This window comes from Streptomyces sp. S6 (genome assembly GCF_054880855.1).
Genome location: NZ_JBTYMC010000184.1, coordinates 1 through 13256, shown reverse-complemented (window position 1 = coordinate 13256; position 13256 = coordinate 1). Strand labels below are relative to the sequence as shown.

Sequence of the window (13256 nt, the reverse complement as noted above, 5' to 3'; positions counted from 1 at the left end):
GGCCGGCGGGCTGGCGGGCCTCCAGGGCGGCGCGTTCGGCGGCCGGGTCGGGGGCGGCGTCGAGGAGGCGGCCGACCCAAGGGGTGTCCGCCGTACCGGGGTTGACGCAGTTGACGCGGATGCCGTCACGGATGTGGTCGGCGGCCATGGCGAGGGTCAGGGAGAGGATGGCGCCCTTCGTCGCGCCGTACAGGGCGCGTTGGGGCAGGCCGGCCGTCGCGCAGATCGAGCCGGTGTTGACGATCGCCGCGTGGGACGACGCGCGCAGGTACGGCAGCGCCGCACGGGCCGTGCGGACCATGCCGACGACGTTGACGTTCCAGACGCGGTGCCACTCGGCGTCGTCGTTGTCCTCGACCGTGCCCTGAGCGCCGATCCCGGCGTTGTTGATCACGATGTCCAGGCCACCGAGGTCCGCGGCGGCGGCGTCGACGGCGGCGCGTACGGAGGTGTCGTCGCCGACGTCGGCACGGTAGCCGAACAGGGGTTTGTCGACGCCGGACGGGTCGAGGTCGAGCACCGCGACGCGTGCGCCGCGCTCCGCCAGCAGGTCGGCCGTCGCCCGGCCGATCCCGGAGGCACCGCCCGTGACCAGGGCCGAAAGCCCCTCGAAGTCGTTCATGCCGCCTTGTCCTCCTTCAGGTCCTCGATCCAGAAGGCACCGTCCGGGTACCGGAAACGCGCCAGGGACTCGGGCCGCATGGCGGCGGAGAAGCCCGGTGTGCTCGGTGCCATGTAGTGACCCTCTCTGATCACCACCGGATCGAGGAAGTGGGTGTGCAAATGATCCACATACTCGATGACCCGGTCCTCGGTCGTCCCCGACAGGGCCACATAGTCGAACATCGAGAGGTGCTGCACGAGTTCGCACAGCCCGACCCCGCCGGCGTGCGGACAGACGGGGACGCCGGACTTGGCCGCGAGCAGCAGGATCGCAAGGTTCTCGTTGACCCCGCCGACGCGTGCCGCGTCGATCTGGAGGACGTCCAGGGCGTCCGCCTGGAGGAGCTGCTTGAAGACGACGCGGTTCTGGACGTGCTCGCCGGTGGCGACCTTCACAGGGGCCACTCCGCGCCTGACGGCGGCGTGGCCGAGGACGTCGTCCGGGCTGGTCGGCTCCTCGATCCAGTACGGGTCGAAGGGGGCGAGCGCGTTCGTCCAGCGGATCGCCTCCTCGACGTCCCAGCGCTGGTTGGCGTCGACGGCGATCCGGATCCCGGGGCCGACCGTCTCGCGGGCGACCCGGCAGCGGCGTACGTCGTCGTCGAGGTCGGCGCCGACCTTCAGTTTGATCTGTGTGAAACCGTCCGCGACGGCCTCGGCGGCGAGCCGGGAGAGCTTCTCGTCGTCGTACCCGAGCCAGCCGGGGGACGTCGTGTACGCCGGGTAGCCGCGCGCCAGGAGCTGCTCGCGGCGCCGGTAGGCACCCTCCTTGCCGCGCCGCAGGAGGTGCAGGGCCTCGGTGGGGGTGAGGGCGTCGGTGAGGTAGCGGAAGTCGACCTGGGAGACGAGCCACTCGGGCTCCGCGTCGGCGAGGAGCCGCCACAGGGGTTTGTCCGCGCGTTTGGCGGCGAGGTCCCAGACGGCGTTGACGACCGCGCCGATCGCCATGTGCATCACGCCCTTCTCCGGTCCCAGCCAGCGGAGTTGGCTGTCGCCGATCAGGGCGCGGCTGAGGCTTCCCGGGTCCGCGCACAGCTCGTCCACGTCCCGTCCGACGACGTGTGCGCGCAGGGCGTCGAGCGCGGCGACCTGGATCTCGTTGCCCCGGCCGATGGTGAACGTGAAGCCGTGGCCCTCGTGCCCGTCCGCCGCGTCCGTGCGCAGGACGACGTAGGCGGCGGAGTAGTCCGGGTCGGGGTTCATCGCGTCGGAGCCGTCCAGCTCCCGGGAGGTGGGGAAGCGGACGTCGTGGGTGTCGACGGCGGTGACGCGTGGGCTCACGGGTCCCCTTTCGGGCGGGCGGGCGGTATCGGGACGAGGGCACGCCGGGCAGCGGCTCTCGCATATTTATCAGACCACTTTGCACATGGAACACCCCGAGAAGCGGTTCGGTCCGATTTTTTTGCCGGATTGGTCCGACCACTTCGCTCGCTAGACTCCCGGGACGGCTTCGGGAGGAACCACGGTGGACGAGACGGGGACGGCCCCGCAGCGGGGCACGGTGACGCAGCGCGCCATCGAGCGGATCAAGGCGATGATCGCGGACGGCGTCCTCGGACCGGGGCAGCGACTGCCGACCGAGCGGGACCTCGCCGCGCAGCTCGGGATGTCCCGCAGCTCGATGCGGGAGGCGATCCGGGCACTGACCGTCCTCGGGGTGCTGGAGGCGCGGCACGGCTCCGGGACCTACGTCACCGCGCTCGACGCCGGGGACCTGCTGGAGACGTTCGGGGTGGTCGCCGACCTGTCGCGCGGGGCACGACTGGTGGAGCTGCTGGAGGTGCGACGGATCCTGGAGTCGACGGCGACGGCACTGGCGGCGGCGCGCATCACGGATGCCCAACTCACCGAGGTGGAGGCCCACTTGGCGGCGATGAACGCCACGGACGACCCCGAGGCGATCCTCGCGCACGACCTCGCCTTCCACGGTGCGATCGCCGTCGCCGCCGGGAACGGGACGATGGCCGCGATCCTGGAGGGCCTCTCGTCGCGCACGTTCCGCGCCCGGGTCTGGCGCGGCTACGCCGAGGACGGCGCCTTCGCCCGGACCCGGCGCGAACACGCCGCGATCCACCGGGCGTTGAAGGCCCGGGACCCGGAGGCGGCACGGGCCGCCGCCGCCGCGCACGTGGGTGAGGTGGAGGAGTGGCTGCGGGCGGGGTTGGGTTCCTGAGGAAACGACCTGGCGGCAGGGGGATTTGGCAGGCCGGTTTCCGAAAGCGGTTGCGGTAAGCGGGAGTCGCCCCTCCGGAACACCGGTTCCCCGGGTACCCCGTTTCCGCCTCCGCATTCCGGCGTATTCCCGCCTTCCCGGTTCTCTGCTTAGCTCTGCACCACGGCAGCCGACGGCAACCCCGGGGGCGTTGCGCGGAGTTCGGGCTGTCATCACGCTCGGGGGTTCGGCTGTGCAAGCCATCGTGAGAACACACAGACACTGACGCCGAGTCGGCCGCGAGCCGCAGAGCTGTCCGAGGCGCACGTGCCCGCCTCTCCTTCCGGCACGACTTCCTGACGAACCGTCACCGAGGCAGCTCCGCATGCCCTTCGGCGCTGTCCCGGTTCCGTCCCGGTCCCGCAGCAGCAAGGAGGCTCCACCATGCCTGTCAACGACCCGCTCGACCTCGGCCACCTCCGGTCGGTGCTCGACGACGCGGGCAACCCGTGGCGCATGGCCGTCACCAGCATGACCTCCCTCACCGAGGCACAGCGCGTGCTCCGCCTCGGTGTCCCCGTCCAGGAGCACGAGATCGCCGAGCACGAGGCCGCACGGCAGAGCGACCGTGCCGCCGCCCTCGCCGCGACCGCCGACTCCGTCGGCGCCCCCAGCGCCTTCGACCTGCGCAGCATCGGCGGCGTCGACTACACGACACCGGTCAAGAACCAGGGTTCGTGCGGTTCCTGCGTCGCCTTCGGGTCCGTCGCGACGCTGGAGCACGTCACCCGGTACACCAACCGCACCCCGAACCTCGCCGTGGACCTCTCCGAGGCGCAGGCCTACTACTGTTACGGCCGCGCGGCGGGCGCCACCTGCGCGTCCGGCTGGCTGCCGGAGCCCCTCGCCGACAAGGTGCGCGACTCCGGCGTCACCATCGAGGCGTACTTCCCGTACACGGCGGGCGACCAGGACTGCTCGAAGCTCAACGCGGACTGGCCCAACCGGCTGGTGAAGGCCCGCTCCTGGCAGGCCGCGAACAGCCCGGCGACGATGAAGGAGCTGATCTCCTCCTACGGCTCCGTCGCCGCCTGCTTCTACGTCTACCAGGACTTCTTCTCGTACGCGGGCGGGGTCTACCGGCACAAGACAGGCGGCCTGGCCGGCGGCCACTGCGTCAGCCTCGTCGGCTACGACGACGCGCAGCAGTGCTGGATCGCGAAGAACAGCTGGGGTCCCGGCTGGGGCGAGCAGGGCTTCTTCCGCATCGGGTACGGCGAGTGCTCCATCGAGAGCTGGCACAACCTCGGCTACCTCGGCACCGTCATCCGCGACTGGCTGCCCGACCAGCGCATCCTCGCGCTGTGGAGCAACGAGGCCGACGCGAACGTCTGGGCCTACGGCGAACTGCGCGGCTGGCTCAGCCTGAACGGCTCGGTCGGCGCGACCGACACGGCGATGCTCGCGGAACTCGCCGCGTCCAAGGCGAACGGCACGAAGGTCGGCCTCTACGAGGACAGCGGCACCGTCCAGCAGATCTACGCCTGGTGAGCCGGGCGCGACAGGAAACGGAGGGTACGACGATGAGTCCACAGCGACAGGACGCTCAGCCGAAGCAGGCGCCCACCACCCAGGAGGTCCGCTCCTCCGCCGCCCAGGACGAGGCCGGCCGGCCCGCCCTGCTGCCGCCCGGTGTCGACGTCGGGCAGGCGGGCGGCACGTTCGCCGGGGCCGGGAAACCCGCCGGGGACGCCATGGTCCAGCGGTTCGAGCTGACCCCGGCGGGTGAGGCACGGCCGACGCTCACCCCCGAACTCCAGGGTGACCTGCGGGCGTTCGGGTCCGCGCAGGCCACGGGCGGGATCACCGGGACGTGGACCCAGAACGTCATGGTCGACGGGCTGTGGTGCATCAACCAGACCCGCAACGCGTTCTTCCGCGTCAAGGGCGGCGGCTGGAAGAAGATCTACAACGCCACGGACTGGTCCTTCACCGCCCTCACCACCCTGGCGTCCCAGGCCCGCCAGACCAACCGCCCGATCTCGTTCCGTGAAGAGGCGGACGGGCTGGTGCACGAAATCTACCTCTGGTAGCGGATGGGGGCGGGGTTCCGGAGCCGGGTGGTGGGTGGTGGGTGGCGGGTGGTACATCACATGTCACGCACCGCGCGGCGCGAGAGTGGTACATCACGCATCACATGTGACACCTCACACCACAGTGACCCTCAAGAAGTACGCCCCCGCCTCCTCCCCCTCCGCCCCCCAGGGCTGCCGGTACACCAGCTCCAGCCGCCCCTCCCCCGCCTTCCCGGCCCGTAGCCGCAGAACGCGGGTCCCCCCGGCCCCGGCCATGACGGTCGGGGCCGGGGTGTGGTCGTCCCCGGTGACCTCTAGGCCGTCGAGGCCGGTCACCTCCCAGCGGAAGCCGGTCGTCGCGTTCTCGGGGAGTTCGACGACGAGGTCGTCGCCGGCCCGCACGCTCACCCGGGTGTCCCGCACCGAGACACGTACCTCACCCACCAGACCTCCTCGGCCGTGCCGTACCTGTCTCCGGTGTACCGCGTGACACCTCGCCGAGCCAGACCCCGTCGGCAGGGCCGTACGCGGTGAGCGTTTCGTACCGGGTGTTCAGCATGTGTGCGCCGTAGCCGGTGGCACCGAGCGTCCAGAAGTGTCCCGGTGCGCGGGCGCCGCCGACCGTGCGGGGCGGGATGGTGTACGGAGCCCGGGGACCGCCATCGGCGTAGACACCCTGGAGGTACCGCGGTTCACGAAAGGGCACTGATCCGGCTCGCCAGGAACCCGGCCATCGACCGCACGCCGACCCCGATGGCCTGTTCGTCCGCGGAGAAGTCCGGGCTGTGCGGTATGCCGTGGTGGCCGGCGTCTGGGTCGGCGACGCCGAGGATGAACATCGCTCCCGGCACGCGTCGCAGGAACAGCGCGAAGTCCTCGCCGTTGAAGGGAAACGCCGCGTGTTGCACGGTGACCGCGTGGGCGCCGAGCACACCACGCAGATGTGCGGCTGCCGCCGTGCTGTGCTCGGGAGAGCAGACCATGGCGGGGAAGGGTTCCCCCTTGAAGGTGATCCGGGCGTCCGGCAGCGACTCCACCGCGCTGCGCAACGTGTCCCTGATCTCGGCGTACCGGCTGTCGGGCCAGGCGCGCAGCCAGGCCCGCACCTGTGCGCCCTCGTCGGTCTGGGTCAGCTGGGACTCCACGAAGACGAAGCGCGCCAACGGAGCGTCCGGCGTCTTCAGGTCTTCGAGCAGTTGCCGGAACTCTCCGGGTGACCGGGGACGGCGGATCGTGGAGAACTCGTCGATCAGGGCGGCCAGCCGCTTCCCGTCGTCGTCGGCCGAGGCTCCCGACAGCTCGATCCGGAGCCGGTCCTGGCCCGGCTGTCCCGTGCCCGGCATGACCGCGAACGTGCCGACCGGCAGCGGGCCGCAGTGCAGTGCGTAGATCTCCTGCGGCGCGGTCCGTTCCAGAACGCCGTCCTCCAGCATGGCGCGGGCCCCGGTGAGGGTCTCCTCGGCGGGCTGGAACAGGAACACCAGCCGGCCGGTCAGCCGCTCCCGCAGCCGTGCGAGCACCTCGGCGATCCCCACCCCGATGGCCGTGTGCACATCGTGGCCGCACAGATGGGCCGCGCCCGGGACCTGCGACGCGAAGTCACTCCCGGGCCGTTCGTCGTCGTCGACGGCGTCCATGTCGGCCCGGTAGGCGACGGTCGGCCCCGGGCCCGCACCACCGTCGAGCACGGCCACCACACCGTGGCCGCCCACACCGGTCGTCACAGCCAGACCCGCGGCGCGCAGCCGCCCGGCGACGAGAGCCGAGGTCCGCCGCTCGTCGCCGGCCAGTTCGGGATATCGGTGAAGTGCGCGACGCAGCGCGACCAGCTCACCGTCGATCCGGGCCGCGCTCTCATCGATCGCCGGCTGGTCCAGCTCAGAGGCCATGCGTGAGAGGCTACCGAAGCCTCGACGGCCGTGGCCCGCTGCTCCTGAGAGGCTGGGGGACGTCCGGTCGCGCCGATGAAAGCGAGACAGCGGTATGCACGTTCATTTCGAAGCAGTGGACCCGGAGAAAATGATCAGGTTCTGGGGCGGCATGCCGGGTCAGGGCGGGTACAGCGTCGGTGAGGCGACAACTCCGGCTGTGCTGCCGGTCGTCACCGTCCTCGTCGGGACGATCGCCGAACAGGTTCGGACGCTGATCGCCAGGGGCGCCTCTCTCGTGGAGCCCCACGATCGCCTGCACGCCCTGATGACGGACCCGGAAGGCAACAGGTTCATGGTGGTGCTCGACCCCGATCACGGAGCATGACGTTCCCCGGCGGATGAGCCGCTCAGCTCAACTGCCACACGGTGGGCGGCTGCTGGTCCGGTGGGTACTGGGCGAGCCGTCCGTCGGAGGTGGTGCTGATCGGCATGCGGGTGATCGCGTTGAGGAGGAGGAAGCCGCCGGGGACGGGCTGGAGTTCCCAGCGCTGGACGGTGTCGGCCGGGTCGCAGGCGGCGCGGGTCAGGGCGACTCCGGGCTGGAGGGGGGTGTTGAGGGTGAGCTTTCCGCCGCGTACGTCGAGGCAGCCGTCGGGGGCGCGGAGCGTGAGGTAGCCGTCGGTGGTGCGTGATATGTCGTACGTGCCGTACGACCGTCCCGCCGCGCCCAGCGTGTAGCGGCCGTCGGGGACCGGCGCCCGGGTGAGGTCCCGCCGTCCCGGAGCGTGTCCGACCGCCGTGCCCCGGGCCGTGAACCCGGCGTACGTCGCGTCGGGGTGCGGGTCGCCCCAGGTGGCCTGTGATATATGACGCAGCGCGGGCCACAGGCCCTCGGCGACCTCATTCTCCGTCTCCCCGCGTCCGTTGTCCGGCCACAGGCTGATCTTCGCCCCCACTATTCCACTGCCTGAGGCAACCTTCTCCCCCTCGAAGCTGCGCGGGTCCCAGCTCTGGGCGTACAGCCCGGCGGTGTCGGAGTGGAAGCCGCCCCGGACCAGGTAGAGGGCGTAGGCGGCGTTCATCAACGGGTGGCCCTGGGCCAGGAGTCGGCTGGGTTTCACCGCGACGTCCAGCCAGTGCTCGACGGTCGTGCCGGCCGCGACCGGGACGGTGGCCGCGCCGGTGAGGCCGTCGTTCCAGATGCGCAGCTTCCTGCCCTTGCCGGCCACGTACGCCTGCACGCGGTTCACGAAGTCGACGAAGGCGTCCTGCGGTGTGGCCCGGGGGCCGTACTTCTGCCGGGCGTAGGCCAGGATCTGCGGGTACTTCGCGAAGTCGGAGCCGAGCATGTACTCGTCGGCGCCCATGTGCCAGGAGCGGGCGGGGAAGACCTCGGCGTACTCGTCGACGAGGCTCGTGTAGTACGTGAAGGCGTCCTGCCGGGTGACGTCGAGGCGGGAGGGCTGCTTGACGCCGCCGGAGTCGGTGAGCTGGAGGTCGGGGCGGTTCTCGATCCAAGGGTCCATGTGGCCCGGGGAGTTGATCTCCGGAATGATCTCGACGTGGTAGCGCTCGCCGAGGGCGACGAGGCGCCGGATCTCGTCCTTCGAGTAGTAGCCCCAGGTGTTCGCCTCGGGGTGGGCGTCGCTCTTCACCTTGAGTTCGAGGAGGAGTTGGTTGAGCTTGTGGTAGCTCATCTCGCGGACGAGGTTCTCCAGCCAGGGCAGCGAGATGTGGATGTAGCAGGCGCAGACGCCGACCCCGCGCTCCGGGTAGCGGGGTGTGTCGACGGTCCGCCCGCCCGGCAACCGGTCGCCCTGCGCGAGGAGTTGGAGGATCGTGCGGGTGCCGTGGAAGGCGCCGGTCTCGGTGGCACCGGTCACCGCGAGGGTGTCGCCGGAGCGCAGTTCGTAGCCCTCGGCGCCGAGGGCGGTGCGGGCGGGGTCGATGTCGATGACGACGTCACCGGCGCGCGGGGAGCCGTCCACGACCGGGACGGTGCCGTGTCCGGCGTCGCGCAGGTCGTCGGCGAGGACGGCGGCGACTTCGCGTTCGGCCGGGGTGCCGGCGATCAGGCGGGTGCCGGTGCCGTAGGTGTAACCGCCGTCCTCCGGCGTCCAGTTGGTGAGTGCCGGTACCGTGACGGGCGCTGTGGCGGCAGGTGACGCGGCGGCCGGGAGGGGCGTCGCGAAGAGGAGGAGGGCCGCCGTCGCGGCACCCAGGATCTGACGGCAAGCCCGCATGCAAGGCCCCCAGGTCATCGGATGCGTCGAATGATCGGGCCGGCCGAGAACGTTGTCAATGGGGCTGCGGGACAAGGGAGTTGGCCGAGTGATCGGACGGACGGGTGACTCGTCCGAGGAGATCTCTCGACGTGCCGCGCCGGCCGGGGCAGAGTTCTCCCCACACCACGCACCGAAGGAGCGCCCGTGACCAGTTGGGTCGGCCGGACCGCCGCAGAGATCGCCGCCGCCGTACGGGAGAAGCGGGCCACTCCGCGCGAGGTGGTGGCCGAACATCTGGCGCGGATCGAGCAGCTCGACGGGCGGGTCGGGGCGTTCCGGGTCGTGCGCAAGGAGGCGGCCCTGGCCGAGGCGCACGAGCTGGCGGCGCGCGGGGATCTGGATCAACTGCCCCTCGCCGGGGTGCCGTTGGCCGTCAAGGACAACCTCGCGGTGTGCGGGGAGTCGATGCGGGTGGGGTCGGCCGCGACGCCGGACACGCCGTCCGGGGCCGACCATGTCACCGTCGCCCGGCTGCGGGCCGCCGGGGCCGTCGTCGTGGGGCTGACGAACGTGCCGGAGCTGTGCGTCTTCGGGACGACCGAGGGGGTGCACGGCACCGCCCGCAATCCGTGGGACCTGTCCCGGACGGCCGGCGGGTCCTCCGGGGGGAGTGCCGCCGCCGTCGCCGCGGGGATGGTGCCGATCGCCCTCGGCAACGACGGGATGGGGTCCCTGCGGATTCCCGCCGCCAACTGCGGGCTCGTCACCGTCAAGCCGGGTCACGGGCTCGTGCCGGCCGGGATAGGGGACGGCGACTGGTTCGGGCTCTCCGAGAACGGGCCCCTCGCGACGACCGTCGGCGACGCGCGGCTCATGCTGTCCCTCCTCGCCGGCTCCGAGGTCGAACGGCCCGCCTCCCCCGGGTTCCTGAGGATCGCCGTGTCCGTGCGCAGCCCCCTCGCCGGGACGACGGTCAGCGAGCCGTTCGTCGTCGCGGCGCGGGAGGCGGCGAGGGTACTGACCGGGGCCGGGCATCGCGTGCGCCGCGCGGATCCGCCGTATCCCCTGTCGCTCGGGGTGACCTCGCTCGCACACTGGACGGCGGGGACCGCCGTCGACGCGCAGCCCCTCGACCCCCGGCTCCTCACGCGCCGGACCCGGGTGCATGCGGCGGTGGGGCGGCGGTTTCTCGGCACCGTGCGCAAGGGGACCGCGCGGGCGGCGTTGCGGGGGCGGTTCGAGCAGTTCTTCACCGAGTGCGATGTGCTGATGACTCCGGCGCTGGCTCGGCGGGGGCCGAAGTCGGTGGCGTGGGATCAGCGGGGGTGGGTGCGGAATCTGCTCGTCAACACCAACTACTCGCCGTTCACGCCGGCTTGGAATCTGGTGGGGTGGCCGGCCATGTCGGTGCCGTTCGGTACGGATCCCTCCGGGGGTTCGACCGCGGTTCAACTGGTCGGGAGGCCGGGGAGTGAAGGGGTGTTGCTGCGGGTGGCTGAGCAGTTGGAGGAGTTGAGGCCGTGGCCTCGGACCGCGCCTATTGAGTGAGGTGTCGGATGGCGGGTGCGGGCTCGTTGTGGCTGGTCGCGCCCACGCGGCGGAGCCGCACATCGATACAGCCCCGCGCCCCTAAAAAAGACTCGGCTGAGCGCCGTACACAGCGACCGCGCCATCGCGGCCGGCCACGCCCGACTGAACCGACGCCCACCCCTTCTTCCTCAACACCCGCTCCGCGAACCTCTCCCCCATCCTCCCGTGCGTCTCCGTGTCCGGGTGCAGGGCGTCCGGGAGCGGTAGGTCCGTGTCGTGCGGGCCGTACAGCTCGCGGCCGTCCAGATAGGCCAACTGCGAGTCCTCCCGCGCTCGTTCACCCACGATCCGCTCCAACGCCTCCCGAATCGTCACCAGCGTCAGCCGACCCCTCCCCACCTCCTCCGGATCCCCCGTCGCCGCGAACCGCAACCTGCCCTCGGCGAACGCCTCCAGGTCCAGGGTCGCGGGTCCCGGGGTCGTCTCGTGGATGGGGCAGTGGATCGGGGAGATCAGCACGATCGGGGTGTCGGGGTGGCCGTCGCGGATCGTGTCGAGGAAGCCGTGGACGGCGGGGCCGAAGGCGCGCATGCGCATCGCGTCGGCGTTGACGATGTTGATGCCGACCTTGAGGGTGATGAGGTCGGCCGGGGTGTCGCGGATGGCGCGGGCGGTGAAGGGGTCGAGCATGGCGGCGCCGCCGAAGCCGAGGTTGAGGAGGTCGAGGCCGGCGAGGCGGGCGGCGACGGCGGGCCAGACGGCGGTGGGGCTCGCGGCGTCGGTGCCGTGGCTGATGGAGCTGCCGTGGTGGAGCCAGCGGGGGTGAGGAGAAGGGGCGGCGGGTTCGATCGGGGCGTCCGTGCGGAGGGTGCGGAGTTCGGTGCGCTGGGCGTAGGGGAGCCAGATCTCGACGTCCTTGAGCCGGCCCGCGAGGCCGGTGAAGCGGACGGTTCCGGGTGGGCCGGGGGTCAGTTCGCTGACGCCGGTGGTCATGTCGACGGTGAGGGTGTCGCCGCCGGTCGCGGCGGCCCGGGCGGCCGGTTCGCCGTCCACGAGGAGGTCGTAGTACGCCGGGGGCCGGGGCGGGAGGCCGGGGTAGACGCGGGTGGTGGGCAGGACCTCCACCTCGATGTCGGTGGCGCGGGTGCGGAAGGCGAGGCGGACGCCGGAGGGCTGGGCCTCGACGGCGGCGAGCTGCGGGTCGGTGTTCCGGGCGCGGGCGCGCGGGGGGAGGCGGTGGGGGACGAGGCCGCCGTCCGGGGTGGGTTCGAGGTCGAGGGCGCCGCGGATCAGGTCGGCGGTGACGGGGGTGGTGTACGGCGGCATGGTCAACCTTCCCTGGCGGGCGGCCAGTTGCTCAGGAGCGCGTCGAGGCCGTCGAGGATGCGGACCCAGCTCTCGCGGGCGTCCGGCTCGCTGTGCGCGAATCCGCCGGCCGCCTCCAGGCTGACGTAGCCGTGGAAGACGCTGCCGATGAGGCGGACCGCGTGGGTCTCGTCGGGCTCGGTGAGGTCGTAGCCGCGCAGGATGGCCCGCGTCATGCGGGAGTGCCGGGCGCCTGCGCTCGCGGCGGCCGCCTCGGGGTCGAGGCGGAAGCGGGCGGCGTCGTAGCGGCCGGGGTGGGCGCGGGCGTAGTCGCGGTAGACGTCGGCGAAGGCCGTGAGGGCGTCCTTGCCGGAGCGGCCCGCGAGGGCGTCGGCGGCGCGGTCGGCGAGTTCCTCCAGGGCGAGCAGCGCGATGCCGGTCTTCAGGTCCCGGGAGTTCTTGAGGTGGGCGTACAGGCTCGCGACCCGGACGTCGAAGCGGCGGGCCAGCGCGGAGAGGGTGACGTGCTCGAAGCCGGCCTCGTCGGCGAGTTCGGCGCCCGCGAGGATCAGGCGTTCAGGTGTCAGCCCCGCGCGCGCCATCGTCGTATCCCTTCCGTCTGCCTGAAGGGATTATGCGCTTGCCTAAAGGCTTTAGGCAAGCGCATGAAGATCGTAGGGGTCAGTCCACGCTGGGCAGGATGTGGGGTTCCGCGAGGTCCTCCTCGTAGCCCGCGAGACGGATCGGCGCGGAGCGCGCCCACACGTCGAGGCTGCCGAGGTCTCCGGGCCGTCGGCCCGAGCGCTCCGCGCGTTCCTTCGGATGCTGCTCGCGGTTCGTCTTCTCCGGTGTCACCGCGCACTCCTTATGTGTTCGGGTCACCCTCGGGGCGGGCCGGTCACTCTACGGGCCGGGGCCTGACGCACCCTTGGGTTCTGCTTGAGGGCCAGTTCGGACGCGGTGGCGCCGCCGAGCCGACAACGCGTGGGTCCCGCTGTCCGCCGAGCCCTAGATTAACCAAATGAGCGGCCCCCTGCTCGATAGCGCTGTTAATTTGGCACAACGATGACGCGTCACGCAGATGTCACGCCTTGTCCGTTGACCCCGGTCCGGGTCGCCGCGCAGTTCAGACGCCGTTGGCTCGGGCGCAAGGTCGCCATGGTCTGCTGGCTCGCGCACCGGCTGTCTCGCGGGAGGACCGACGGATGGAGCTGCGCAGCGTCGAGGAGCTGATGGACCTGCTGTACGCCTGCAAGGGCGTCCGGGAGGCGGCCGGCAAGGCCGATCTGCACGACCACGCCCTGCGGACCGCCGCGCTGCTGCGTCGCAGCCGCCCCGCCGACAAGGAGCTTCAGCTCACGGGCCTGGTCCGCCCGGTCGGCCACCTCCTGTGCTCCACGGACCCGGCGGGCCGCGCCGCCGACGCCGTCCGCCC

Annotated in this window: 13 protein-coding genes and 1 pseudogene; 6 read left to right on the top strand and 8 right to left on the bottom strand. The window is 71.6% G+C overall.

All coding sequences use genetic code 11. The features are described from left to right. The coding region (locus ACVNF4_RS23225; RefSeq protein WP_461804802.1) for an SDR family NAD(P)-dependent oxidoreductase at positions 1-622 on the bottom strand (622 nt) is incomplete at its 3' end. Further along, positions 619-1944, bottom strand: a complete 1326-nt coding sequence (locus ACVNF4_RS23220) for an L-fuconate dehydratase (RefSeq protein WP_461804801.1) — start codon at positions 1942-1944, stop codon at positions 619-621. The genes ACVNF4_RS23225 and ACVNF4_RS23220, both read right to left, overlap by 4 nt. A gap of 184 nt (positions 1945-2128) precedes the next feature. Between ACVNF4_RS23220 and ACVNF4_RS23215 the strand changes: the two genes are divergently transcribed. The 3 genes from ACVNF4_RS23215 (at position 2129) to ACVNF4_RS23205 (ending at position 4908) form a co-directional block, all read left to right on the top strand. Then, positions 2129-2836, top strand: a complete 708-nt coding sequence (locus ACVNF4_RS23215) for a FadR/GntR family transcriptional regulator (RefSeq protein ID WP_461804800.1) — start codon at positions 2129-2131, stop codon at positions 2834-2836. A 423-nt stretch (positions 2837-3259) separates the two neighbouring features. Beyond that, on the top strand, positions 3260-4366 hold the full coding sequence (locus ACVNF4_RS23210) for a C1 family peptidase (protein WP_461804799.1): 1107 nt from the start codon (positions 3260-3262) through the stop codon (positions 4364-4366). 32 nt (positions 4367-4398) lie between these two features. Beyond that, positions 4399-4908: a hypothetical protein gene (locus tag ACVNF4_RS23205; RefSeq protein ID WP_461804798.1), complete on the top strand. Its 510-nt coding sequence runs from the start codon at positions 4399-4401 to the stop codon at positions 4906-4908. A 114-nt stretch (positions 4909-5022) separates the two neighbouring features. Here the strand turns inward: ACVNF4_RS23205 and ACVNF4_RS23200 are convergent, their stop codons facing one another. Both ACVNF4_RS23200 and ACVNF4_RS23195 read right to left on the bottom strand, forming a co-directional pair. After that, positions 5023-5334 (bottom strand): protease inhibitor I42 family protein, encoded by a 312-nt coding sequence (locus tag ACVNF4_RS23200; RefSeq protein WP_461804797.1) that lies wholly within the window; start codon positions 5332-5334, stop codon positions 5023-5025. A 248-nt stretch (positions 5335-5582) separates the two neighbouring features. Continuing rightward, positions 5583-6779 (bottom strand): M20 metallopeptidase family protein, encoded by a 1197-nt coding sequence (locus ACVNF4_RS23195; protein WP_461804796.1) that lies wholly within the window; start codon positions 6777-6779, stop codon positions 5583-5585. 130 nt (positions 6780-6909) lie between these two features. Between ACVNF4_RS23195 and ACVNF4_RS23190 the strand changes: the two genes are divergently transcribed. Further along, positions 6910-7146 carry a VOC family protein gene (locus tag ACVNF4_RS23190; protein ID WP_461804795.1) on the top strand — a complete coding sequence of 79 codons (237 nt, stop codon included), beginning with the start codon at positions 6910-6912 and terminating at the stop codon, positions 7144-7146. Positions 7147-7168: 22 nt separating this feature from the next. On the opposite strand, the gene ACVNF4_RS23185 is transcribed toward ACVNF4_RS23190, so the two are convergent. After that, positions 7169-9004, bottom strand: a complete 1836-nt coding sequence (locus ACVNF4_RS23185; RefSeq protein ID WP_461804794.1) for a family 20 glycosylhydrolase — start codon at positions 9002-9004, stop codon at positions 7169-7171. 186 nt (positions 9005-9190) lie between these two features. On the opposite strand from ACVNF4_RS23185, the gene ACVNF4_RS23180 reads away from it, so the two are divergent. Further along, entirely contained in the window at positions 9191-10534 is a 1344-nt protein-coding gene (locus tag ACVNF4_RS23180; protein ID WP_461804793.1) for an amidase, read from the top strand. Positions 10535-10615: 81 nt separating this feature from the next. Here the strand turns inward: ACVNF4_RS23180 and ACVNF4_RS23175 are convergent, their stop codons facing one another. The 3 genes from ACVNF4_RS23175 to ACVNF4_RS23165 form a co-directional block, all read right to left on the bottom strand. Further along, positions 10616-11842, bottom strand: a complete 1227-nt coding sequence (locus ACVNF4_RS23175; RefSeq protein ID WP_461804792.1) for an SGNH/GDSL hydrolase family protein — start codon at positions 11840-11842, stop codon at positions 10616-10618. A gap of 2 nt (positions 11843-11844) precedes the next feature. Continuing rightward, positions 11845-12423 carry a TetR/AcrR family transcriptional regulator gene (locus ACVNF4_RS23170; protein ID WP_461804791.1) on the bottom strand — a complete coding sequence of 193 codons (579 nt, stop codon included), beginning with the start codon at positions 12421-12423 and terminating at the stop codon, positions 11845-11847. Positions 12424-12502: 79 nt separating this feature from the next. Then, complete coding sequence (locus ACVNF4_RS23165) at positions 12503-12676, bottom strand: hypothetical protein (protein ID WP_461804790.1); 174 nt, start codon at positions 12674-12676, stop codon at positions 12503-12505. A gap of 350 nt (positions 12677-13026) precedes the next feature. Here ACVNF4_RS23165 and ACVNF4_RS23160 point away from each other — a divergent pair. Further along, positions 13027-13256 (top strand): annotated as a pseudogene (locus ACVNF4_RS23160) (hypothetical protein); the annotation flags it as partial.